The organism is Streptomyces sp. NPDC002886, from assembly GCF_042888445.1.
Lineage (GTDB): Bacteria > Actinomycetota > Actinomycetes > Streptomycetales > Streptomycetaceae > Streptomyces.
Map to the genome: position 1 here is coordinate 190,806 of NZ_JBIAPV010000004.1, position 21,256 is coordinate 212,061.

The following is a 21,256-nucleotide window of genomic DNA, read 5'->3' on the forward strand; positions in this document are numbered from 1 at the left end:
ACCGCCGGCCCGGCGACTCACTCCGCGGCGCCGCCGAGCTTCTCGACCTTCCGTGCGGCGCTCTCCGCCCGCCGCTGCGCCTTCGCGGCCGCCCGCCCGGCCTCGCGCAAGCCGGCGGCGGCATCCGCACGCGCCGTGGTCGCCGCCTCCAGCCGCTCGCGGACGGCACTCATCTCCTCCTCGACCGCGGACACCTCGGCTGCCGCGCCGTCCGCCAGCTCCCGTGCCGCGTCCCGTGCGGCCCGCAGCCGGTCCGCCTCGGTCCGGGCTTCGGCGAACTCCGCCCGTGCGGAGGCACGGGCGGCCTCCGCACGCTCACGCCGGGCCTGCCCCTCCCGCCCTCCCGCACCCGCTGTCCGGGGCCGTCGTGGCTCCGCGCCGGCCGGTCGGGCCGCCGCCTCCTCCTGCCGGGGCGGAGCAGCACCGGGGAGCGGTTCCAGGCCGGCGAAGCCGACGACGGCGTCCGGAGCCTTCGTCAGGCGCCCCGCCGCCCATCGCGCGGCGACCTCACCGTCGGCGAGGACCGCGTGGAGGATCTGCTCGACCTCGTGGAGCACGGGCTCGCTCACGGCCTGGCCGGCCTCTGCGGCCAGTGAGCGCGCCATGGCCGCGAGGCCGCCGATCACCGCATGCTGATCGTGCGACAGCTTCCGCAGCTGTTCGCCGTCCAGCGTCCGGTGCGCGCCGCGCAGTGCCTCGCCGAGCCGGAGGAGCCGGCGGGTCTCCTCGGGCCGGAGGCGGGCAGGCAGCCCGGCGGTCCACACCGCGACGGTCGGCTTGCGCAGTCCGGAGATCGCGGCGGCGAGCTCCCGGTCACCGGCCTCCCGGGCCTGGGCCGCGTATGCGTTCCGTGCCGCGGTGAAATCCGCCGGGCGTACCGCGTTCAGCTCCACCATCACCGAGTCCAGGTCCATGGGCGGCAGTCTCCCGCTCAGGGCCCCGGACAGACTGCCACCGGGCAGGACACCGCGCGTCGCCCTGCTGCCGGCCCCGCGCTCGTACCCTCACCCTTCGGTCACGGCCGAAGCCCGGAGCCCCGTACTGACGGCCCTGTGGGCGGCTGGGTGAGGCGCAGCCAGGCCGTGAGCGCGGCCTGTAGTTCGAGTACGGCCGGACGGTCGAGGGATTCGGCCGTCCGGCCGGCGCGCAGGGTGACGCCCTGAGGCGTGACGCTCCAGCCCACGGGGAGGCGCTCGGGCGATGTGATCGCCGTGCCGTGGGCGAGGGCGCGCAGCATGGCGTCGCTCCGGGGCGGGACCGGGGTCCGGCGGAGCTGCCCGGCGCCGTTCCCCGGACGGACGGGCAGGCCGAGCAGCGTACGGAACTCGTCGAGGGCGGCGTCGAGGGTCCGTGGAGTTCCGGGCGCGGTCCCGATGAAGGCGTTGGTCAGCTCCGGGTGCGGCCGCCCGCGCCGCTTGCCGGTCGGAGGCAGCGGATGCTCCTCCAGGTCGATGCGCACGCACGCGGGCGCGATGAGCACCTCGGTGTAGCCCCTCTCGACGGCTGTCGCGTGGAGCTCCCGCAGAGCGCCGATCGGTCCCGCCAGGGCGTGCTCGCCCGTCCTCCACGCCAGGTCGGGGCGCGGAGGACGCGGCGGCGGCTTCGGCGGATCGAGCTCGGGCGGCTGCCCGTACACGCCGTGGGAGCGGTGCAGCACACCGGACTCCGTGAGAAGAACCGTCACCTGCCGCCCGATGACGGCACGGCCCAGGCGGAACCCCACCGCGATCACCGGCATCAGCCCCTCCCCAGGTCGTCTCTTTCGGACCTTGCCAGGCCCCAGAACGGCCCGTACGACGGTAGCCGGGAGGCCTGATGCGGGATCGGGAAAAACCCCTAACGGGGCACGAGCGCACATCTTTTGGACTACCCTGCCGTGCGCTCGGCCGGCCGCCCGCCCCACTGCACTCGCGGCCTCGTCCCGAGGCCTCAGCCCGAGGCCTGGATCGATGCACCGCGCACAGGAACGCGAACCGGCGCTCGTCACCCCACACCCTGCCCATCGGCGGCGGATCCGGTGCGAGAGAGCGCTCCCTGACCTCGTAGGGCTCCGGAGCTTGAGGACGGACTCCGCCTCTTGCGCGGCCTGTACGGCGGTGGGGTGATCCGGCTTCGTCATGGGCGCGTCACGGAAGCGCCACAGCGGTGTGCGGCGGGAACCTGCTCGGGGCGATGGCCCGTGTACGTGCACGTGAGTGCCGGTGTGGTACCGGTCGTGAACCTCGGGGAGCACCCAATGCAGCACACAGCAGGCATCAGCCGGACCGCGGCGGCCCTGGCGACGGTCCTGGCGGCCGCAGCTCTGATGACGGGCTGTACGCCGACCGGCGACGGCGGCGGCGCCCCGTCGGCGCCGGGCGCGGCCTCGCAGCCGGCCGGCGCCACGCCCAGCGGCGGCGACAAGGGCGGGACCACGAGCGGGGGCGCGAGCGGGGGTTCCACGGGAGGTGCGGCGTCCTCGGGCGGCTCCGCCTCCGGCGGGAGTGGTGGGAGTGGCGGGACCGGCGGGCCGCAGAAGCCCTGTTCGGTGGACGACGTCAAGGTCTCCGAGGGGCACCAGGCAGACGTCCGCCCGTCCGGCACCGGAACGGGGGCCGCGATCGTCTCCGTCACCAACACTTCCAGCGCCCCCTGCAAGGTGTACGGGCACCCGACGGTCGCGGCGGCCGGCAACGGCTCGCCGGAGAAGAACAAGCCGCTGGCCACCACCCACACCGGCCCCGCCGCCACCAACGTGATGCTGGCCCCGGGCGCCCGCGCGTGGACGAAGCTCACCTTCGTCCAGGTCCAGGGCGAGGCCGACGGCTACTGCGCGTCCGGCGCGACCCCGGGCTCCTACCCGACGGTGGTCATCGGCGTGCTCGGCGCCGGGAAGCACCAGATCGCCATGGACGACGGCGTGTTCGCCTTCTGCGACGACAAGGTGAGCGTCACCGCCTGGTCCTCCGCCAAGCCCTCCTAGGTCGTCTCTTTCGGATCTTGTCGGCCGAGCCCGCGACGTCTGGTGCCGTGCCCGGGCGTGCTGCCGGGGCGCTCGCGTACGGGGCGTACGGGGGCGCCTCGGCAGTGCGGCCAGGCGCGGTGCCAGGCGTCGCGGGCCCGGCAAGATCCGAAAGAGACGGCCTAGGCCAGGGGCTTCAGACGGGTGCGCAGCAGGCAGAACTCGTTGCCCTCCGGGTCGGCCAGGGTGTGCCAGCTCTCGGCGCCGGTCTGGCCGACGTCCGCCGGACGGGCGCCGAGCGCGAGCAGGCGCTCCAGCTCGGCGTCCTGGTCCCGGTCGACCGGGCTCACGTCGATGTGCAGGCGGAGCTTGCCCCTGCGCGGATCGCTGCTCGGGCTGAGCACGAGGGTGGGCTGCGGACCTCCGAAGCCGGCGCCGGGCGGCCCGATCTCGATGCTCCCGTCGTCCTCCCGGGAGAGCTCCACGTAGCCCAGCGCCTCGCTCCAGAACCCGGCCAGGCGCTCGGGGTCGACGCAGTCGATGACCAGCTCACTGATGCGGCTTACCATGCCCGCCAGTGTACGGACCGGCCACGGGCTACTTGATGACCTCGACCTTCTTGTCGCCCGCGGCCGCGTACGCCGACCCGCTCGCGCCGATGGCCGTGACGGTGAGGGCGAGCAGCACGGATACGGCGGTGGCCGCGGCGCGCTTGCGGGTCGTCCTGCCGGTCGTCTTGCGGTTCATGATGTCCCCCTGATGGTCTGTGGTGGTCGTCCCGGCAGCTTCGCATCCGTGCCCGGAGCCGACAAGTGAGCCCGGGTGGGACGGATCAGGCGAGTGGAGGCGGTCGGCGTGCGCGCGGTGGTGTTCGAGCGGTACGGGGAGCCCGGCGAGGTGCGGGACGTGGCCGATCCGGTGCCGGTCGCCGGTGGCGTGGTCGTACGGGTCGAGGCGACGGGGCTGTGCCGCAGCGACTGGCACGGGTGGATGGGGCACGACCCCGACATCACGCTCCCGCACGTGCCCGGCCACGAACTGGCCGGGGTGGTCGAGGCGGTGGGCCCGGGAGTCGCCAACTGGCGCACCGGGGACCGGGTGACGGTGCCGTTCGTCTGCGCCTGCGGCAGTTGCGCGGAATGCGCCGCCGGGCAGCAACAGGTGTGCGCCCGGCAGACGCAGCCGGGTTTCACGCACTGGGGGTCCTTCGCCGAGTACGTGGCCCTGGAGCATGCCGACGTCAACCTGGTGGCGGTGCCCGAGGAGCTCTCGTACGACACCGCGGCCGGGCTGGGCTGCCGGTTCGCGACGGCCTTCCGGGCCGTCGTCGCGCAGGGGCGGGTGGCGCCGGGCGAGTGGGTCTCCGTACACGGCTGCGGCGGGGTGGGGCTGTCGGCCGTGATGATCGCGGTGGCGGCGGGAGCCCGGGTGGTGGCCGTGGACACCGCTCCGGCGGCGCTGGAACTGGCGCGGTCCTTCGGGGCCGCGCACTGCGTGGATCCGGGGCGGGTCGACGCGGCCGAGGCCGTACGGGAGGTGACGCGCGGCGGTGCGCACCTGTCGCTCGACGCGCTGGGTTCCCCGGCCACGGCGGCGGCTTCGGTGGCCGGGCTGCGCCGGCGCGGACGGCACGTACAGGTCGGGCTGCTTCCGGCGGCGCAGGGGGCCGCGGCGCTCCCGATGGAACGGGTCATCGGCTGGGAACTGGAGATCCTCGGCAGCCACGGGATGGCCGCGCACGCGTACCCGCCGATGATGGAACTGGTCCGCTCCGGGGCGCTGCGGCCGGACCTGCTGGTCACCTCCACGATCCCGCTGGACGGGGCGCCGGCCGCGCTGGCGGCGATGGGGACGGCGCCGGGACGCGGCATCACGATCATCCGGCCGGGGGCCGACGCGCGGAGCTGACCCGGACCGCGGGGCTGTCCGCCCGCGGGACTGCCCGCCGGCGGACCGGGCCGCCGGACTGCCGGACCGGGCTGCGCGCCCGCCCGCAGGGCTGCGGAGCTGCTGGTCGCGAGGGGCTTGTGGTGTGGAGAGGGCATGGCTACATTCCTTGATTACACGTGTAAGCACGAGTTGTGGCCAGCCCAAACCGGCCACATCCTCCCCTCGTTCCCCTCACCTCCCCCTCCTTCTCCACCCGCCGCGAGAGGCAGCACAGCCATGTCCACGATCCCCGTCGACCCACCCCTCGAAGCCGCCGCACCGGCACCCGCGACCGCGACCGACCCGGGCAGCAGGCGCACCGGCACCCTCGTCTTCGGAGTCGCGCTGCTCGGATCCGCCGCCGCGCTCGCGCTCGTCGTCCGCGGGAACGTGAAGCGGCCGCCCTTCCAGGGGCTCGACGACCGCTGGCTGTCCTGGATGGGCGGACCGCACGACGGGATCCCCTCCGTGGTCGCCGCGCTGCTGAACTGGTTCGGGGGCCCGGCGGGCGCCGTCGTCCCGCTGGCCCTGCTGCTCTTCCTGCTCGTCCGGCGGCGCTGGGTGTCGGCGGGATTCCTCTTCGTCGTCTACATGGCCGGAAACATGCTCGTCGTACAGGGCCTCAAGCACCTGGTGGACCGGCCGCGACCGGAGAACCCGCTGGTCCGGGTCGACCACGGCTCCTTCCCCTCCGGCCACGCGGCCGGTGCGGCGCTCTTGGTCGTCATCGTCGGCGCGATCCTCGTTCCCGCCGCCCGGCGCCGGGCGTGGTGGATCGGCGGCGCGGTGTTCATCGCGGCCATGATGTGGAGCCGCACCTGGCTGCACGCGCACTGGCTCAGCGACACCGCCGCCGGTGCGGTGGCCGGCGTCGGCGCCGGACTGGTCGCCTGGTGGCTCTGCGCCCCCGCGCTGGCCCGGGAGGCCGGACGGCACGCGGAGCGCGGAGTCCGTTAGGCAGCCTCCGCGCCCGGGGCCCGGACGGCTGCCGTCCGGCCGCGGCGCAGCCGCGGCACGGTCAGGGCGGCCGCCGCAGTGGCGATCACCAGCACGCCCCCGAGCGTGAGGATCCAGACCGGGACGCCTCCGGTCGTGAGCAGTTCGTCGGTGTACTCGACCCTGCGGTACGGGGCGTCCCCGGCGGCGGCGCGCAGTTCGTGGTCGCCGTCGATCCGGGACGGGACGGGGAAGCTCTGGTCGATCGCCGTCAGGAACACCGGCTCCGCGCCCGCGAATGCGGCGACGGGTCCCGTCGGGGTGATCCGTCCGGCGAAGGTCACCTCGGGCGCGTTGCCGCCGATCGCGGAGACGGGTTCCATCCGGTGCTCCGCCAGGACGTACAGGCCCAGGGACTGGGCGGTGGAGGCCAGCCGGGACAGCCGCATCGGATAGACCAGCCGGTCGCTCTCGAAGCGGATCAGCAGCGGGTCCAGGGTGCCGCTCAGGATGGCGGCGGGGTCCCGGGGGGCGAGGCGTACGGCGACGTACTCCCAGCGCTGGTCCACGTACGGCTTCAGCTCGGCGGAGAGCCGGTCGGGGAGTTCGAAGCCGTTGGTCTCCAGCCAGTCACTCAGCGCCCCGGGGTCGGTCGCGGTCAGGCGGGCCACGTCGAAGTCACCGAGCCGCTCGCGGCCGATGACGCCGACCCGCGGCTCACCGCTTCGGGGCGGCGCCGCCCCGGCCATGTCCCCCCGGCCGCCGCCGAGGGGCCAGTCCCCGCGCCGGGGCCAGAAGTAGCCGCGGGTGCGGTACTCGGGCCCCGTCAGGTCCACCAGCTGCGAGAACAGCGTGGCGTCGCCGAGGCGCACCGTGGCCCGTCCGGGCACCGGCATGATCCAGGCGGCCCGCTTGGCATCGCCGCCGACCGTGAACCGCATGGCCACCTGCTCGGTCCTGCCGTCCCAGCGGACCACGGAGGCCTCCCGGGAGACTCCGATCCGCGAGGTGCCGTCGGGGACCATGGCCCCGCAGCCGCAGGCGTAGGCCGGGCTGACGAGGGACCCCAACTGGGTCGCGAGCAGCGCGAACAGCAGGAGCCCGGCCCTCCGCCTGATCCACGCGGCCGCCCGAACCGTCAGCACCCGCACCCTTGTCGCCCGCACCCTTGCCGTCCGCACCGTCTCCCCCACGCTCCTCGCCCAGTCACAGTCCCAGCCTCAGTCGCGGCCACAGCCGCAGTCCCAGCCGCCTTCGGGCCCGCCCTCCCGCACGAGGCATGCGGACCCGTCCGCCCCGGTCTCAGACGGCCGGCGCCGCGATCCGGTTCCGGCCACCCGCCCGCCATCTGCCGGTCACCTCCTCCTGCCACGCTGCGAGCACCTCAGAGTTGTACATACAACTTTTCCGAGCATGGCAGGAGCCACGATGTCCGTACCGGCGATCACCCGCCCGCCCGCGCCCTGGCTGCGCGACAACTGCCCCTGCGCCGAGTGCCGTGACCCGCGCACCGGCCAGAAGCTGTTCCAGATCACCGAACTGCCCGCGGGCCTGGCCGTCGGCGCGGTGCGCGAAGCGCCGGCCCCGGACGGCGGACCGGGCTGGGAGGTGGTGTGGCAGCCGGACGGCCACCGCTCCGTGTACCCGGCCGGGTGGCTCGAGGCCCACGGCCCGGACGGAGCGGCGTACCGCGGGGCGGGGGACGGGCGGACCGAGGCGGACAAGGAGCTGTGGGCGGCGGCGGACCTGGACGGGCGGATCCCGCAGGCCGGATGGGACGCGTACATCAGCTCCCGCTCGGTCCGTGAAGAGGCCCTCGACAGCGTGGTCCGGCTGGGCTTCGCCCTCCTGCGGGAGGTTCCGTGCCGGGACCGGATGGTCCTGGACGTGGCCCGCACCTTCGGCTTCGTCCGCGAGACCAACTATGGGGAGCTCTTCGAGGTCCGTGTGGAGGCCGACCCCAACAACCTCGCCTTCACCGGTGCGTTGATCACCCCGCACACCGACAACCCCTACCGGGATCCCGTGCCGACCCTCCAACTGCTGCACTGCCTGCGCAACGAGGCCGCGGGCGGGGACTCCGGGCTGGTCGACGGCTTCCACGCCGCCGCGCTGCTGCGCGAGCGGGATCCCGAGGCCTTCGAGGTGCTGACCCGCGTGCCGGTGGAGTTCGCCTTCGCCGACGCGCACTGCGAACTGCGGGCCCACCGGCCGCTGATCGGTGTGGACCCGCTCGGGCGGATCCGCGAGGTCCGCTTCAACAACCGCTCCATCTCCACGCTGCACCAGCCCGCCGACGTGCTGGAGGAGTTCTACGCGGCCTACCGGCTCTTCGGCGAGCTGCTGGAACGGCCGGAGCTCCGGCTCGACTTCCGGCTCGCGCCCGGCGATTGCGTGGTCTTCGACAACACCCGTCTGCTGCACGCCCGTACCGCCTTCTCCGAATCGGGTGGACGCCACCTCCAGGGCACCTATGCCGACCTCGACGGGCTGCTCTCCACCCTTGCCGTCCTGCGCCGCGAAGGAGCCGCCGCGTGAACGCCCACGACACCACCGGCGGCGTCGACACCGGCCCCTCCGCCTCCGGCGCCGTCGAGGCCCTCGCCCGCCTCTTCGAGGGCGAGGGCAGCGCCGAGTACTTCGGCGAGGCCGTCACCCAGGCCGGGCACATGCTCCAGGCCGGGGCCCTCGCCGAGGCCGCCGGGGCCCCCGCCCACCTGGTGGCGGCCGCGCTGCTGCACGACATCGGGCACTTCCACGGCACCGTGACCGGCCGCGATCTGATGGAGGGCGGGCAGGACAACCGGCACAGCCACACCGGGGCCGACTGGCTGGCCCGCTGGTTCGGGCCGGAGGTCACCGAGCCGGTCCGGCTGCACGTGGCCGCCAAGCGCTACCTGTGCACGGCCGAGCCGGGCTACTTCGACCTGCTCTCCGAGGCCTCCGTACACACCCTGCGCGTCCAGGGCGGCCCGATGAGCGCCGAGCAGGCGCGCGCGTTCGAAGCGCTCCCCGGGGCGGCCGACGCGGTGGCCGTGCGGCGCTGGGACGAGCGGGCCAAGGACCCCGAGCTGGCCACCCCGGACTTCGACCACTTCCGGCCGCTGCTGGAGGGCCTGCTGATCAAGGACGCTTGATCAGCAGGACCTGATCACACACCTGCCCGACCGCCTGATCAGGGGCTGAGCGGACCCAGCAGGCGGCCCAGCGCGCTGGCGGCGGAGGTGTGCACGGTGAAGGCCACCGTCCCCGGCAGGTAGCGGTCCTGCGACCACTCCACCGGGACGCCGGCCGGGTCGGTGGACCGCCGCCGTTCGCGCAGCAGGGCCTCGCCCGCCGGGCAGCCCAGCAGCAGTGCGTCGGCGGCGTCGGCCACCGCGATGTCGATGGTGTGGTGGGCGTCGGCGAAGAGGACTCCGTGCCGGGCGAGCCGCTCGGAGTACGAGACCGTGTCCGGCGGCATGTCCGCGACCAGTGCGCCGACCGGTTCCGGGTACGTCGTGCGCTCCACCATCACCGGGGCGCCGGACAGGGTGCGCAGCCGCAGGACGCGGTACACGGGGGCGCCCGCCGCGATCCGCAGGTGCTCCGCCTCCTCGGCGTCGGCCTCGCCGCGGTCCACGGCCACGGTCCGCCCTCCGGGTTCCTCGCCGAGCGAGCGTGCCCAGCGGGTGAAGCTACGGAGCTCCGCGACTCCCCCGGCCTCCCCCGCGCCGCCGCCGAGGACGACCCGGCGGGTGCCCCGGCGCGAGGTGATCAGCCCGTCGGTCCGCAGGGCGGCGAGGGCCTGGCGCACCGTACCCCTGGAGACCCCGTAACGGCGGGCGAGCTCGTCCTCGGCGGGCAGCCGCGCGCCGGATCCGTACTCGCCCGCGGTGATGGCGGTCCGCAGGTCCCCGGCGACCTTCAGGTAGAGCGGTGTCCTGGGTGCTGGGTCGCGCGGTGCCTCGTTCACGGGGCCAGCCTGCCACGGCCCGGACGGGGCGAAAGGCCCGGGAGGTCAGGACGTTCCACCCGGCATTGAGACGATGCCCATCATCTAAATTCGAGGCGTGACCGGAAGGACCGGTGGCCGTGGCCCGGCCCGCGCGGCGGGAGCCGCGCACCAACGCGTAGAGGAACCACCCATGTTCGGCATGATCATCGACACCACCCCCGACACGACGTCCGTCGGCCCCGCGCTGCGCCTCGACCCCCAGGGCGGTCCGTTCCGCGAGCTCGCGGCCGTCCGGATCCAGGTGCCGGCCGGCGGGACGATCCCGGCCCACGCGCACGGGGCGTCCGAACTGCTGCTCACGGGCGTCGCCGGGACGGTGGAGGCCTCGTGCGGGTGCGGCGCCAAGACGGTGGCCCCGGGCAGCTTCGCGATGCTGCCGGCGGGCAAGGAGATCACCCTGGTCAACCACGGCACGGAGCCGGCGACGGTCCTGGCGGTGTTCTCACAGAGCGAGTTCACGCAGGGCCTGCCGCGCGCCGCGGCGAAGGGCTGCGGCTGCCAGGGGCACGGCGGCTGACGCGGCGGTCCGCTTCGGGCGGGCCGCTCTTTACTGGCCACCGGCCTGATCCCATACTTCTGGCGTGAGAACGACGGATAAGCAGCCCCGCACCAGTCCGCTGGTGCCCGACGCGGTGGTCCGGGAGATCGCCCGGCACGACTGGAGCTCCATCGACTGCGGCTGCGGCCGGCCGGCCGGTCATCTCGGTCACCTCCCCGACACGTTGTGGGACGCGGCCGAGGGACACCCGGCCGCGTTCCGCGCCCTGGAGGGCCATGCCTTCCACACCGGCGTGCTGCGACCGCCCGCCCCGGCGGTGTGTGGGGTCCTGATGGCCGTCTGGGCCGCCGGCCCGCCCCGCCAATCGACGCGCGAGGCCCTGCTGTGGGCACTGCTGAGCCTGCTCGGCGCCGAGGACGACGGTTCCTCGTACGAGGCCGGGCTGTACGGCCAGTGCGCCGCGCACATCCGCGCCGGCGCGCCCGGGCTGCGCGATACGGCGACCCGGCGCCCGGGCTCCGAATCGGCCGCGTACGCGGAGGGGATCCTGAGCCTGCTCGACCTGACGGTCTGACGACCTGACGGCCGATGGACCGGCCGCCTCACGGCCTGCCGCCGGAATGGCCGGAGAAGACATGTTCACCTGGCTTCAACTCCCCCTAGAATACGCCGACTTACGCGGTGGACGCATGCTTGGGGGAAGCTGGTGACACTGACGGCGGAACAGATCGTCCTGATCTTCTTGCTCGTCCTGGCGGTGCGCGGGCTGTACACGTGGGCCCGTGGGGCCGCTCACGGGGCAAGGCTGCCCGCGCTCACGCTGACCTCCGAACAGGTGAGGACGTACCAGAAGCAGGCCTTCCTGGAGCTGTGCCGGCGGGGCAACACGCAAGGCCCCGCGGTCGACATGACGGACTACTTCGCGGATCGCGGCTGGAACAGGGCCGATGCCATGGCCGTGCTCGCGGAGCCGGTCAGGCTCGGGCTGGTCAAGGTCAGCGGCTGGCGCTTCGGCATGTACAGCGTGACGAAGAAGGGCTTCACCGAGTACCGGCAGAACTTCATGTGGTCAGGAGGAGGTGACGGGGTGAACATCTCCGCGTCGCAGGGTGGTTTCGTGGTGGCGAACGTCAACAGCGCGCACGCGGTGGCGCACGGGGGCATCGGCAACCGGGCGGACCAGCACGACGTCTCCCACCGGCAGCTGATCGACGCGCTCAGGACGGATGCCCTCGGCGCGGAGCCCGCCGAGGCAGTCCGGGCACAGGAGTACGCCGACGACCTGGCTTCGGCGGTCGGGGCGCGGGACTCCGACCGGACGGAACGGGTCCTCGCCAGGATCAACACGCTGCTGTCGACGGCCTCGGCGGCCTTCGCCCTGACGCGGTCCCTGCTGTCGCCCGGGCCCTGACTCCGGGCAGCCTGAACTCCGGGCCCGACTCCGGGCCCGGAGTTCAGGCCTGATTCCGGGCGCGATTCCAACCGCCGCCGGGCCCGACCGGCCCGGCGACGGGGTACTTCAGGACCTGGGCGCGGGCACCAGGCAGCCCAGGAGGGTAGCCGGGGTGACCTCCGTGAGGGAGGGCGCGAAGACCCGTACCGGGGACGCCGGGACCTCCAGCAGGGACGGGACCACCAGTACTCCGCAGCCGGCCGCCTCCGCCGAGGCCGCGCCGTCCGGGGAGTCCTCGACCGCCACGCACTGCCAGGGCTCCGCGCCGAGGCGTGCGGCGGCGGCCCGGTAGGGGTCCGGGTGCGGCTTCGTCAGGGACGTGTCGTCCGCGGACAGGGTCAGGGCGAAGGGCACGTGGGCCAGCGAGCCGCCCACCACCGAGTCCACGACCACCCGCGGCGAGGCGCTGACCAGCGCGAACGGTATTCCTTCCGCCTCCAGGGCGGTGAGCAGCAGCTGCGCGCCCGGCCGCATCGGGGCACCTTCCTCGACCCGGCCGAAGAAGTTCTCGGTCAGGACCCGCGCCACCTCCTCCACGTCCCCGGCGCCGGCGACCCGTACGAGGTGCGCGGCGGTGTCCTCCACCGCCCGGCCGACCACCTCGGGCGCGTCGGCGTCGGTCAGTACGTGACCCAGGTCCGCGGCGATCTCCACGGTGGTCTGCCACCACAGGACCTCGGTGTCGACGAGGGTTCCGTCCATGTCGAAGAGGACGGCGGCGAGTGCGGTCATGAGGCATCCCTTGAGGCTGAGGTCGAGGCTGAGGTCGAGGTCGAAGCCGAGGCGTTCACGACAGCTGCGCCGGCGGCCGTCGTGGCGACGACGAGGACGGGACGTTCGGCCAGTCCCACGGTCGCCCGTGCGCCCGGTGCGAGTGCTCCGGCCTCCCGCGAGGGCAGGTCGGCCTTGACCCGGATGCCGTCGGGCAGGTCCAGGTGGAGCCGGGTCACCGATCCGAAGAACGAGGCCGACACGACGGTTGCCGTGCCCCGCGCGTCCGCCGTCACCGTGACGTTCTCGGGGCGTACGAGGACCTCGACGTCCGAGGTGGAGGGCACCGGGCCGTCCACCGGCAGCCGGGAGCCGGCCACCTCCACGGTCCCGGAGCCGGCCAGCCGACCGGGCAGCCGGTTCATGGTGCCGACGAATTCGGCGACGAACGGGGTCGCCGGCCGCTCGTACAGTTCGGCCGGGGCCGCGCACTGCTCCAGGCGGCCCGCGTTGAGCACGGCGACCCGGTCGGCCATGGACAGCGCCTCCTCCTGGTCGTGCGTGACGAACACGGTGGTGATGCCCAGGGAGAGCTGGAGCCGGCGGATCTCCTCGCGCAGACCGGCCCGAACCTTCGCGTCGAGCGCGGAGAGCGGCTCGTCCAGCAGCAGCACGCGGGGGCGCAGGGCGAGGGCGCGGGCGAGCGCCACGCGCTGCTGCTGCCCGCCGGACATCTGGTGCGGGTACCGGTCGCCGTGGTCGGGCAGGCCGACCAAGTCGAGCAGTTCCGCGGCACGCTCGCGGCGGGCGGCCGCGCCGACCTTGCGGACGCGCAGGCCGAAGGCCACGTTGTCACGGGCGCTGAGGTTCGGGAAGAGGCTGTACGACTGGAACACCATGCCGGCGTCACGGCGGTTGGCCGGGATCCGCGTGATGTCCTGTCCGTCGAGGAGGACTTCGCCGGAGTCGGGCTGTTCGAAGCCGGCGACGACGCGCAGGGCCGTGGTCTTTCCGCAGCCCGACGGGCCGAGCAGGGCGACGAGTTCGCCGGGCTCGATGGTGAGGTCGAGTCCGTCGAGGGCGACGGTGGAGCCGAACGCCCGGCGCAGGCCGCGGAATTCGACGCGCGCTCCGCCGGGTGCCGCTGCGCTTTCCGCGGACTTCCTGGCCTCGGGAAGGGTGAGGGACATGCGGGTCAGGACTCCTTGCCGGAGGTGCGGGAGGTACGGGAGTGACGCGTGGTCCCGGGAGACACGGTAGCCGGGGCGGTCCCCGCCCGGGAGAGGAGGAGCAGCAGCAGCCAGGTGATGAGGAGGCTGAGGACGGAGACGGCCACCGACATCCGGGCGTGCGCTCCGGAGATGGACACGATCCACACGGCGAAGGGCTGGAAGCCCAGCAGCGAGGCGATCGTGAACTCGCCGAGGACCAGGGCCAGCGTGAGGAAGGCGGCTCCGGCGAGGGCGGTGCGCAGGTTCGGCAGGATCACGCGCAGGACCACGTAGGGCCAGCTCGCGCCACAGCTGCGGGCCGCCTCGACCAGGGTCGGGACGTCGACGGCGCGCAGGCCCGCGTCGAGGGAGCGGTAGACGAAGGGCAGTGCGAGCACCGTGTACGCGAGGACCAGGACGACGGGGAAGTCCGGGTTCTGCACGGCGAGGAAGGTCTGGTAGAGCGGGGTCCTGGAGAGGTGTTCGGGACCCCAGCGCAGCACCGTGGTGATACCGGTGACCAGCGCGATCGGCGGTACGACCAGCGGCATCATGCACATCACCTCCACGACCGGGCGCAGCCGCGGCGAGCCGATGCGCACGGCCACCAGGGCCGGCACGGCGAGGAGCAGCGACGCGGTGATGGTCGCGGCGGCGAGGCCCAGGGAGAGCAGCAGGCTCCGGGTGAACCCTTCGGCGCCGAGCAGTTGGGTGTACGCCTCGAAGCTGATGCCCTGGCCGGGGACGTGCACGGTGAACACGAAGGAGGCGAGGAGCGGGAGCAGGAAGTACGCGCCCGCGAGCGCGAGCACGGCTCCGCGCCACACCCGGGGCCGGGAGCCGGAGCGGAACCGGCGCGCTGCACGGGCCGGGGCCGACGCCGGCCCCGGGGTCTCCTGCCGGTCCCGCTGCCCGTCCCGGTCCGCGGGGGCCGGAGCGGGGGCCAGACCATGGCTCGGAGCGGCGGTCGGGGACGACTCGTCGTTCGGGGCGGGCGTCGGGGTCATCGCAGCCATCGGGCGCTCCGTCGCTGGAGGGGCAGGTAGACCGCCATCACCAGGCCGGCGATCACGATCATGTCGAGGCCGAGGGCCAGGGCCACGTTCTCCTGGCCGGTCAGCACGTTCCCGGACAGGGCGTCCGCGATCTTGAGCGTGACCAGCGGGACGGAGCCGCCGACGAGGGCGGCGGCCGTGGCGTGCGCGGCGAAGGCCGTGCCGAAGAGCAGCACGAACCCGCCGAGCAGGGAGGGTGCCAGAACGGGCAGGCCGACGTGGCGCCAGAACTGCCATCCGCTCGCCCCGTTGTTCTGGGCGGCCTCGCGCCACTGCGGGCGCAGTCCGTCCAGCGCGGGGACGGTCACCAGCACCATGAGCGGGGTCAGGAAGTAGAGGTAGACCACGGTGAGGCCGGTGAAGGAGTACAGGTTCCAGCCGAGGCCGGTCAGGTCGGCGAGCTGGGTGACGACACCGGAGATCCCGACCGTGGCGATGAACGCGAAGGCGAGCGGGACGCCGCCGAAGTTGGCGAGGACGCCGGAGGCGGTCAAGGTCGCTCCGCGCAGGGCGCGGGAGGGGGAGGTGACGACGGCTTGCGCGATGAGGACGCCGAGTACGCCGGCCACGAGTGCGGTGAGGCCGGAGAGCTGGACGCTGCCGATGAGCGAGTCGAGGTAGGGCCCCTGGAGGGAGCGGGCCAGGTGCTCGCCGGTCGCTTCGGTGGCGCCGCTCACCGGGTTCGTACGGGTGACCGCGCCGAAGGCTATGGCGCCCAGCGGGACGCCGAAGCACAGTCCGGTGAAGACGAGGAGCGGGAGGGCGGCGAGCCAGGTGCGCGGGCCGCGCCGCCGGCGGCGGGTGGTGCTGCCGCCGGCGGTCCCCGTCGTTGGGGGGATGGTGGTGGAGGCGGACATCAGCTGAGGGCCTTGTCCCACTTCTCGGCGAGGGTGGCCTTGGCCTTGTCCAGCTCCGTGGAGGCCGGGAAGGCCGGGGTGCCCTGGACCTGCGGGAGCTTGGTGACGGCTTCCTTGTCGACGGTGCCGGCCTGGGTCATGGCGGGCAGCAGCACGGGGCGGGCGAAGCCCTTCAGCCAGAGGTTCTGGCCCTCGGTGCTGTACAGGAACTCCATCCACAGGCGGGAGGCCGCCGGGTGGGGGGCGTCCTTGTTGATGGCCTGCGAGTAGAACTGGGCGTAGACGCCGTCGGTGGGAATGGCCACCTTCCAGTCGACGCCCTTGCCCTTGAACTGCTCGGCGTAGCCGGCGTTCAGGTAGTCCCAGTCGATCGAGATGGGGGTCTCGCCCTTCTCGACGGTGGCCGGGGTGGACTCGACGGGGATGAAGTTGCCGCTCTTCTTCAGCCGGCCGAAGAAGTCGATGCCGGGCTGGATGTCCGCGAAGGAGCCCTTGTTGGCGAGGGCCGCCGCGTAGACGCCGCCGAAGGCGGAGCCGGACTTGGTCGGGTTGCCGTTGAGGGCGACCTTGCCCTTGTACTCGGGCTTGGCCAGGTCGGCGAAGGACTGCGGGCAGTTCGGGATGCGGGCGGCGTCGCAGCCGATGGAGACGTAGCCGCCGTAGTCGTTGTACCAGCGGGCGTCCGCGTCCTTCTGGGCGGCGGGGATCTGGTCCCAGGCGGTGACCTTGTACGGGGCGAAGAGGTTCTCGGCGGCGCCGCTGCGGGCGAAGGCGATGCCGAGGTCCAGGACGTCGGGGGCGCGGGTCTGGCCCTTGCGGGACTTGACCGCGGCGATCTCGTCGGCGCTGGAGGCGTCCGGGTTCTCGGCGTTGATCTTGATCTTGGGGTACTTGGCCGCGAACGCCTTCTGGATCGCGCCGTAGTTCGCCCAGTCGGCGGGCAGGGCGATGACGTTCAGCTCGCCCTCCTTCTCGGCGGCCGCGACGAGGCCTTCCAGGCCGCCGAAGTCGGCGACCGAGGTGGCGGCGCCGGGCTGGGTCTTGTTCTTGCCGTCTGCGCCGGCGGCGGTCTTGTCGGGTGCGGCGCCGCACGCGCTGAGCACGGTGAGGACGGCGGCGCTGAGCAGGACTGCGGCCGTACCGCGACGGGCGGTGGAACTGAGCACGGTCTCTCCCGGAGACTGGGTCCAAGGCAGGGGTTCACTTGTCTGAACAAGTTGGCTCCAGTTCGCCCTGGGCCCCTGTACGGCCGATGAACGGCGGCTGTCGCGCGGTGCACGTCTCGACGAAGACCGGGAATGGCCGGATCCGAACGTGACGTACGGCCCTCATGATGATCTTCACGCCCGGTGCCTAGGCTGACCGGGAAGCGGGCGGCCGGCACACGGTGCGCCCGCCACACGGCACGCCGACGGCACATCCACACGAGGGGGAACGGGACAGCATGGCTGCGGTGCGGTATCTGGAGATCGCCGAGGCGCTGCGCCGGTCGATCCTGTCCGGCCAGTACCCGGTGGGCGCCCAACTGCCCTCGGAGAGCGATCTGGCGGCGCGCTGGTCGGCCTCCCGCGGCACCGTCCGCCAAGCCGTGGCGACGCTCGCCGCCGAGGGACTCATCGGCTCGCGGCAGGGGGCCCGCAGGATCGTCCTGCGCCACGAACGCAAGCACAGCTTCGGCGAGCTCAACAGCTTCGCCCAGTGGGCCGAGGGGGTCGGCCACCAGGCCGCGAGCCGCTTCCTGTCGCGCACCCGCCGCCCGGCGACCGCCGAGGAGGCGGACCGGCTGGCCCTGCCGCACGGCACGGAGATCCTCGCCGTCCTGCGGCTCCGGCTGCTCGACGGGGAGCCGACGATGGTCGAGCGGACCGCCTACGCCGACTGGGTGGCGGCGGCGGTCGAGCAGATGCCCGAGGACTGCCGCTCGGTGATGGACGGGCTGGCGAACGACTCCGGGATCGTCGCCCACTACGGCGAGCACCTCATCGACGCCCTTCCCGCCGGCAGCGAGGACGCCCGGCTGCTGGAAATCCGCCGCGGGAGCCCGCTTTTGCGCCAGCGGCACGTCTCCGCGACCCGTACGGGCCGCCCCATCGAGTGGTCCGACGACCGTTACCGGGCGGGCAGCGTCACCTTCAGTGTGAACAACTCGGCAGTAGCAACGCCCTTGGAGCGCCGGGCCGGGGACCGCTAGGCCGTCCCTTTCGGATCTTGCCGGGCCCGCGACGCCCGGCACCGCGCCCGACAAGATCCGAAAGAGACGGCCTAGGGGGTGTGAGGGCGTCGCGGCCACGCTCCGCGGGCGACCGGACCTAAGCCCCGAGTGCGGCAACGCTCTCGGCGGCACTCTCGGCGACGGCCTCCGGGAACCAGTCCGCGAGCCGCCCGAAGCGGAAACCCAGCGCGGCGGCCCGGCCGTTGTCCATCGCGTAGGCACGGTCGAAGGAGAACGGCGAGGCCTCGGCCCCGGCCGGGACGGTCCGCAGGACCGGCGCCCGGCCGACCCGCTCGGCGACGGCCTCGGACAGCCCGAGCACGTCCAGTTCCCCGTGCGAGGCGGCGTTCACCGGTCCGGTGAAGTCCTGCCGCCCCGCCCAGTGGAGGAACCGGGCGATCTCGTGGTGGTGGATGAAGGAGGTGGGGTACGGGGCCTCGTGCACCGCCACCGGGATCCCGGCGCCGATCCGCTCCACGTAGTGCGCGAGGCGGCCGGTGAACTCCGCCCGGCCGCCGCCGAGTACGTGCGCGGTGCGCACGGCGACGTGCCCGAAGCCGGGCTCCGCCCCCAGGACCTCCTCGGCCCGCCGCTTCCCCTCGGCGTAGGCCCGCGCTTCGGGCGTGGGCGGCGCGGGGTCGTGGACCTCCATCGTGGAGGTCATCACGTACCGCCCGGTGCGGCCGGCGAAGACCCGGCGGGCGATCTCCGCCTGCCGGGGCGTGTAGCAGACCTGGTCGAAGACCACGTCGAAGGTGCGCTCCCCCAGGGCCTCGCGGAGTCCCGCTTTGTCCTCCCGGTCGGCGATCAGGTGGCCGACGCCCCGGGGCGGGGCCGCGGAGCCCCGGTTGAGGACCGTCACCTCGTTGCCGGCGTCCCGCTCCAGGGTGACCAGGTGCTTTCCGAAGTACCGGCTTCCGCCGATGACGAGAATCTTGTTCATGCCCTGGACTCTGCCGCTGTACGGTCCCCAGTGGAACTACCGGAATGCTGTTCGCGTCGTAAGGAAAACTGATGATCGATGTGCAGCGGCTGCGCATCCTGCGCGCCGTGGCCGAGCACGGCAGCTTCAACAAGGCCGCCGGGGCGCTGCTCCTGACGCCCTCGGCCGTCTCCCAGCACATCGCGGCGCTGGAGCGCGGCCTCGGCCACCCCGTCGCCGTGCGCAGTACCCGCGGGATCACGCTCACCGAGCCGGGGCGGCTGCTGGTGGAGGCGGCGGAGGCGGTCGCGGCCGAGCTCGACCGGGTGCGCCACGAGATCGACCGGGTCACCGCGGAGCGGCCCCGGCTGACGGTCGCCACCTTCGTGAGCGGCGGCCGGAAGCTGCTGCCGGACGCGCTGGCCCGCTTCGTGGCCGCCCATCCGGAGGTGGAGCTGACGGTCCTGGAGGCGGAACCGGAGGACGCGATCCCCATGGTGGCCTCGGGCGCCGCCGACCTGGCGCTGACGTACCACTTCGACGGACCGCTGCCGCTCCGGCCCGGCGCCGCGCTCGACTGGCAGCCGCTGCGGGAGGACCCGCTGGCGCTGGTCCTGCCGCCGGGGCACCGGTTCACGGGGCGCGCGTCGGTCGCCCCGGCCGAACTCGCCACCGACCGCTGGGTACTGGGCTGCCTGAAGACGGAGGCCTACCTCCGACGGTACGCGGAAAGGGCCGGCTTCGAACTCCGGGTGGCGGCCTCCACCACGGACTACTTCTTCGCCCGCTCCCTCGTCACGGCAGGCGTCGGCGTGGCCCTGATCCCCCGGATCGCCCTGCCTCCGGAGGGCACGGACGGGGCCGGGGCCGGAGACCGGGATCGGCACGCGCATGGGCACGGAGCCGGGAACGCGGAGGGCGATCGGGCGGCCCGCGGCGCAACCGTCGTACCGGTCGAACCCCCCTCCCCCGCACGGCACATCGGCGTCCTCACCCTCCGCCGGCGCCGCCCCCATCCCTACGCGGCGACCCTGACCGAGGCCCTGACCGCAGCCGGCCACGAACGGGCGCCGGGGGCGGACCGGCCGTGATCCAGATCCCCGCCCCCGGGGTCTCACTTCCCGGGCGGCGTCCCGGCTGACGCCGGTGCGGCATCAGGCTCGGCCCCGTAAGACGCTGCACGGGGCAGCGGCCCGCGGCGCCACCGAGGCGTGCATCGGCCGTGCTGCGGGCGGTGACGGGGTGGCAGCCGGACGGAAGGCGCTGTCCGAGCTCGGGAAGACTTCGGCCGGCCTGACGCAGAAGGTCATGGCGAAGTACCAGGGCCAGCAGCTCAGTGACAGCCGGCAGGAGAAGGCACGGGACCTCGAGCGGCGCGAGAGGGAGCTGAGCGCCAGGCAGGACGCCGCGCCCGCCCTCTACGAGCGCGGCAAGGACATGCAACGCACCCTGCACTCCCTCCGGTCCGAGGTGGTGAAACGGCTCCCGTCGTTCACCGCGCTGGTCGAAACGTGCGACGACTTCACCCGGTACGACTCCCGTCGGCGCGCAGAGGTCGCGGAGATGGCGGAGCTCTACCGCCTCGCCGGCGTGGCCATGAACTGCCCGATCACCGACGCGGAGGGGCGGATGACCGAGGAATCGGGGCGGGTCGTCACCGACGTCGAGGCCCGACTGCGGGCGATGGAAACCGAGACGTAAGGCCCTCGGAGCCGCGGCCGTCGGGTGGCGGTCAGTAGCCGATCGTGAAGCGGCGCTGGACGAAGCGCGGCAGCTCCGCCTCGTCGACGAGGGCGACGGCGGCGTCCTCCATGGAGATGCGGCTGCGCCCGTCCGCGTCGAGGACCGGCTGGTCGCCGCCGATCCGGAACCGGCCCGTACGTTCGCCGGGCGCGATGTCCTCCGCAGGGCTGAAGTAGGTCCACAGCCGGTTGGAGGTGCGCAGGACGTTCAGAGCGTCGCGGTGGCCGCGCACCGCGGCGGCGTACTCCCTCGGCAGGCCGATCTCATCGAGGGTCTTGTGCAGGAGTTCGTCGGAGTCGGCCCGCACGACTCCGGGCTCGATCTCCAGGCTGCCGGCCCCGCCGATGACGATGAGTCGGGTCCTGGGGCGGCTCTCCAGGGCCTTCAGCAGTGCTCGCGCGGCAGTGGCGTACCCCGTGGGATCGGCGATCGAGCGGGCCACGGAGTCGGCGATGTCCTTGGCCGCGTTTCCGGGCTGGAATCCGCTGATCAGTACGTCAAGCCCGGGTATGGCAGCGGCGACGCCGTCGGCGTCGAAGACGTCGACGCTCTTCCATACGACGTTCTTCCGGTCCTCGTCGATCCGCGTGGCGTCGCGACTGAAGGCCGTGACGTGATGCCCCCGGTCGAGGGCTTCGGTGACGACGCGACTGCCGATGCCGCCCGTGGCCCCGATGACTCCGATGTGCATGGCTCTCCCTGGGTAGTTGCTCGTACCGTCGCCCGCCTTCACGGCATACAAAGACTATACGGCGTGCAGTATTGATACGGGACACAGTCCCGTGACGCT

At 73.4% G+C, this 21,256-nt stretch carries 24 protein-coding genes; 11 read left to right on the forward strand and 13 right to left on the reverse strand.

Going from position 1 to position 21,256, the window contains the following annotated elements; translation table 11 throughout:
- Positions 1–17 precede the first annotated feature (17 nt).
- Together ACFYYB_RS19320 and ACFYYB_RS19325 are read right to left on the reverse strand one after the other, a co-directional pair.
- Positions 18–914 carry a hypothetical protein gene (locus tag ACFYYB_RS19320; protein ID WP_389436397.1) on the reverse strand — a complete coding sequence of 299 codons (897 nt, stop codon included), beginning with the start codon at positions 912–914 and terminating at the stop codon, positions 18–20.
- A 101-nt stretch (positions 915–1,015) separates the two neighbouring features.
- On the reverse strand, positions 1,016–1,738 hold the full coding sequence (locus ACFYYB_RS19325; protein ID WP_389436398.1) for a hypothetical protein: 723 nt from the start codon (positions 1,736–1,738) through the stop codon (positions 1,016–1,018).
- Positions 1,739–2,236: 498 nt separating this feature from the next.
- Between ACFYYB_RS19325 and ACFYYB_RS19330 the strand changes: the two genes are divergently transcribed.
- Positions 2,237–2,962: a DUF4232 domain-containing protein gene (locus tag ACFYYB_RS19330; RefSeq protein WP_389436399.1), complete on the forward strand. Its 726-nt coding sequence runs from the start codon at positions 2,237–2,239 to the stop codon at positions 2,960–2,962.
- Positions 2,963–3,123: 161 nt separating this feature from the next.
- Here ACFYYB_RS19330 and ACFYYB_RS19335 read toward each other — a convergent pair whose 3' ends face one another.
- Complete coding sequence (locus ACFYYB_RS19335; RefSeq protein WP_389436400.1) at positions 3,124–3,510, reverse strand: VOC family protein; 387 nt, start codon at positions 3,508–3,510, stop codon at positions 3,124–3,126.
- A 28-nt stretch (positions 3,511–3,538) separates the two neighbouring features.
- Positions 3,539–3,688 (reverse strand): hypothetical protein, encoded by a 150-nt coding sequence (locus ACFYYB_RS19340; protein WP_389436401.1) that lies wholly within the window; start codon positions 3,686–3,688, stop codon positions 3,539–3,541.
- 108 nt (positions 3,689–3,796) lie between these two features.
- Between ACFYYB_RS19340 and ACFYYB_RS19345 the strand changes: the two genes are divergently transcribed.
- Together ACFYYB_RS19345 and ACFYYB_RS19350 are read left to right on the forward strand one after the other, a co-directional pair.
- Complete coding sequence (locus ACFYYB_RS19345; RefSeq protein ID WP_389436402.1) at positions 3,797–4,849, forward strand: zinc-dependent alcohol dehydrogenase family protein; 1,053 nt, start codon at positions 3,797–3,799, stop codon at positions 4,847–4,849.
- 258 nt (positions 4,850–5,107) lie between these two features.
- Positions 5,108–5,827: a phosphatase PAP2 family protein gene (locus ACFYYB_RS19350; protein WP_389436403.1), complete on the forward strand. Its 720-nt coding sequence runs from the start codon at positions 5,108–5,110 to the stop codon at positions 5,825–5,827.
- On the opposite strand, the gene ACFYYB_RS19355 is transcribed toward ACFYYB_RS19350, so the two are convergent.
- Complete coding sequence (locus tag ACFYYB_RS19355; RefSeq protein WP_389436404.1) at positions 5,824–6,951, reverse strand: DUF2330 domain-containing protein; 1,128 nt, start codon at positions 6,949–6,951, stop codon at positions 5,824–5,826. The two genes, ACFYYB_RS19350 and ACFYYB_RS19355, sit on opposite strands and share 4 nt — an antisense overlap.
- A gap of 268 nt (positions 6,952–7,219) precedes the next feature.
- Between ACFYYB_RS19355 and ACFYYB_RS19360 the strand changes: the two genes are divergently transcribed.
- Together ACFYYB_RS19360 and ACFYYB_RS19365 are read left to right on the forward strand one after the other, a co-directional pair.
- A complete protein-coding gene (locus ACFYYB_RS19360) occupies positions 7,220–8,344 on the forward strand; it encodes a TauD/TfdA family dioxygenase (RefSeq protein ID WP_389436405.1) in 1,125 nt (374 codons plus the stop codon).
- Complete coding sequence (locus tag ACFYYB_RS19365) at positions 8,341–8,943, forward strand: phosphonate degradation HD-domain oxygenase (protein WP_389436406.1); 603 nt, start codon at positions 8,341–8,343, stop codon at positions 8,941–8,943. The genes ACFYYB_RS19360 and ACFYYB_RS19365 overlap by 4 nt, the downstream gene beginning before the upstream one ends.
- A 38-nt stretch (positions 8,944–8,981) precedes the next feature.
- On the opposite strand, the gene ACFYYB_RS19370 is transcribed toward ACFYYB_RS19365, so the two are convergent.
- Entirely contained in the window at positions 8,982–9,761 is a 780-nt protein-coding gene (locus tag ACFYYB_RS19370; RefSeq protein ID WP_389436407.1) for a GntR family transcriptional regulator, read from the reverse strand.
- A gap of 172 nt (positions 9,762–9,933) precedes the next feature.
- Here ACFYYB_RS19370 and ACFYYB_RS19375 point away from each other — a divergent pair, with 172 nt between their 5' ends.
- The 3 genes from ACFYYB_RS19375 to ACFYYB_RS19385 all read left to right on the forward strand — a co-directional run bounded on the left by ACFYYB_RS19375 (position 9,934) and on the right by ACFYYB_RS19385 (position 11,713).
- The gene (locus ACFYYB_RS19375; RefSeq protein WP_389436408.1) at positions 9,934–10,320 is read left to right on the forward strand and encodes a cupin domain-containing protein; all 387 of its coding nucleotides are present in this window, start codon (positions 9,934–9,936) and stop codon (positions 10,318–10,320) included.
- A gap of 64 nt (positions 10,321–10,384) precedes the next feature.
- A complete protein-coding gene (locus ACFYYB_RS19380; protein ID WP_389436409.1) occupies positions 10,385–10,876 on the forward strand; it encodes a hypothetical protein in 492 nt (163 codons plus the stop codon).
- 132 nt (positions 10,877–11,008) lie between these two features.
- The gene (locus ACFYYB_RS19385) at positions 11,009–11,713 is read left to right on the forward strand and encodes a hypothetical protein (RefSeq protein ID WP_389436410.1); all 705 of its coding nucleotides are present in this window, start codon (positions 11,009–11,011) and stop codon (positions 11,711–11,713) included.
- Between the two features lie 108 nt (positions 11,714–11,821).
- On the opposite strand, the gene ACFYYB_RS19390 is transcribed toward ACFYYB_RS19385, so the two are convergent.
- Genes ACFYYB_RS19390 through ACFYYB_RS19410 form a run of 5 tightly spaced genes read right to left on the reverse strand, consistent with a single transcriptional unit; the run spans position 11,822 to position 16,755 of the window.
- Positions 11,822–12,487 (reverse strand): HAD family hydrolase, encoded by a 666-nt coding sequence (locus ACFYYB_RS19390; protein WP_389436411.1) that lies wholly within the window; start codon positions 12,485–12,487, stop codon positions 11,822–11,824.
- A complete protein-coding gene (locus ACFYYB_RS19395) occupies positions 12,484–13,656 on the reverse strand; it encodes an ABC transporter ATP-binding protein (protein WP_389436412.1) in 1,173 nt (390 codons plus the stop codon). Before ACFYYB_RS19395 ends, ACFYYB_RS19390 begins: the two co-directional genes overlap by 4 nt.
- A gap of 5 nt (positions 13,657–13,661) precedes the next feature.
- Complete coding sequence (locus ACFYYB_RS19400) at positions 13,662–14,684, reverse strand: ABC transporter permease (protein WP_389437211.1); 1,023 nt, start codon at positions 14,682–14,684, stop codon at positions 13,662–13,664.
- Positions 14,681–15,589, reverse strand: coding sequence for an ABC transporter permease (locus ACFYYB_RS19405; RefSeq protein ID WP_389436413.1), 909 nt, complete (start codon positions 15,587–15,589; stop codon positions 14,681–14,683). Before ACFYYB_RS19405 ends, ACFYYB_RS19400 begins: the two co-directional genes overlap by 4 nt.
- Positions 15,589–16,755, reverse strand: a complete 1,167-nt coding sequence (locus ACFYYB_RS19410; protein WP_389436414.1) for an ABC transporter substrate-binding protein — start codon at positions 16,753–16,755, stop codon at positions 15,589–15,591. Before ACFYYB_RS19410 ends, ACFYYB_RS19405 begins: the two co-directional genes overlap by 1 nt.
- Before the next feature lie 278 nt (positions 16,756–17,033).
- Here ACFYYB_RS19410 and ACFYYB_RS19415 point away from each other — a divergent pair, with 278 nt between their 5' ends.
- Positions 17,034–17,780, forward strand: a complete 747-nt coding sequence (locus tag ACFYYB_RS19415) for a GntR family transcriptional regulator (protein ID WP_389436415.1) — start codon at positions 17,034–17,036, stop codon at positions 17,778–17,780.
- Positions 17,781–17,898: 118 nt separating this feature from the next.
- On the opposite strand, the gene ACFYYB_RS19420 is transcribed toward ACFYYB_RS19415, so the two are convergent.
- Positions 17,899–18,744 (reverse strand): reductase, encoded by an 846-nt coding sequence (locus ACFYYB_RS19420; protein WP_389436416.1) that lies wholly within the window; start codon positions 18,742–18,744, stop codon positions 17,899–17,901.
- 71 nt (positions 18,745–18,815) lie between these two features.
- Here ACFYYB_RS19420 and ACFYYB_RS19425 point away from each other — a divergent pair, with 71 nt between their 5' ends.
- A complete protein-coding gene (locus ACFYYB_RS19425) occupies positions 18,816–19,814 on the forward strand; it encodes a LysR family transcriptional regulator (protein WP_389436417.1) in 999 nt (332 codons plus the stop codon).
- Positions 19,815–19,965: 151 nt separating this feature from the next.
- Positions 19,966–20,424, forward strand: coding sequence for a hypothetical protein (locus ACFYYB_RS19430; protein WP_389436418.1), 459 nt, complete (start codon positions 19,966–19,968; stop codon positions 20,422–20,424).
- Positions 20,425–20,455: 31 nt separating this feature from the next.
- Here ACFYYB_RS19430 and ACFYYB_RS19435 read toward each other — a convergent pair whose 3' ends face one another.
- Entirely contained in the window at positions 20,456–21,157 is a 702-nt protein-coding gene (locus ACFYYB_RS19435) for an NAD(P)-dependent oxidoreductase (RefSeq protein ID WP_389436419.1), read from the reverse strand.
- Between the last annotated feature and the right edge of the window lie 99 nt (positions 21,158–21,256).

What these genes read in the sequence shown, in the direction of transcription:
- ACFYYB_RS19405 (WP_389436413.1), bottom strand. Translation starts at nt 15,589, where the DNA reads ATGTCCGCCTCCACCACCATCCCCCCAACGACGGGGACCGCCGGCGGC.
- ACFYYB_RS19320 (WP_389436397.1), bottom strand. Translation starts at nt 914, where the DNA reads ATGGACCTGGACTCGGTGATGGTGGAGCTGAACGCGGTACGCCCGGCG.
- ACFYYB_RS19415 (WP_389436415.1), top strand. Translation starts at nt 17,034, where the DNA reads ATGGCTGCGGTGCGGTATCTGGAGATCGCCGAGGCGCTGCGCCGGTCG.
- ACFYYB_RS19340 (WP_389436401.1), bottom strand. Translation starts at nt 3,688, where the DNA reads ATGAACCGCAAGACGACCGGCAGGACGACCCGCAAGCGCGCCGCGGCC.
- ACFYYB_RS19390 (WP_389436411.1), bottom strand. Translation starts at nt 12,487, where the DNA reads ATGACCGCACTCGCCGCCGTCCTCTTCGACATGGACGGAACCCTCGTC.
- ACFYYB_RS19330 (WP_389436399.1), top strand. Translation starts at nt 2,237, where the DNA reads ATGCAGCACACAGCAGGCATCAGCCGGACCGCGGCGGCCCTGGCGACG.
- ACFYYB_RS19360 (WP_389436405.1), top strand. Translation starts at nt 7,220, where the DNA reads ATGGCAGGAGCCACGATGTCCGTACCGGCGATCACCCGCCCGCCCGCG.
- ACFYYB_RS19420 (WP_389436416.1), bottom strand. Translation starts at nt 18,744, where the DNA reads ATGAACAAGATTCTCGTCATCGGCGGAAGCCGGTACTTCGGAAAGCAC.
- ACFYYB_RS19325 (WP_389436398.1), bottom strand. Translation starts at nt 1,738, where the DNA reads ATGCCGGTGATCGCGGTGGGGTTCCGCCTGGGCCGTGCCGTCATCGGG.
- ACFYYB_RS19400 (WP_389437211.1), bottom strand. Translation starts at nt 14,684, where the DNA reads ATGACCCCGACGCCCGCCCCGAACGACGAGTCGTCCCCGACCGCCGCT.
- ACFYYB_RS19435 (WP_389436419.1), bottom strand. Translation starts at nt 21,157, where the DNA reads ATGCACATCGGAGTCATCGGGGCCACGGGCGGCATCGGCAGTCGCGTC.
- ACFYYB_RS19350 (WP_389436403.1), top strand. Translation starts at nt 5,108, where the DNA reads ATGTCCACGATCCCCGTCGACCCACCCCTCGAAGCCGCCGCACCGGCA.
- ACFYYB_RS19375 (WP_389436408.1), top strand. Translation starts at nt 9,934, where the DNA reads ATGTTCGGCATGATCATCGACACCACCCCCGACACGACGTCCGTCGGC.
- ACFYYB_RS19425 (WP_389436417.1), top strand. Translation starts at nt 18,816, where the DNA reads ATGATCGATGTGCAGCGGCTGCGCATCCTGCGCGCCGTGGCCGAGCAC.
- ACFYYB_RS19335 (WP_389436400.1), bottom strand. Translation starts at nt 3,510, where the DNA reads ATGGTAAGCCGCATCAGTGAGCTGGTCATCGACTGCGTCGACCCCGAG.
- ACFYYB_RS19395 (WP_389436412.1), bottom strand. Translation starts at nt 13,656, where the DNA reads ATGTCCCTCACCCTTCCCGAGGCCAGGAAGTCCGCGGAAAGCGCAGCG.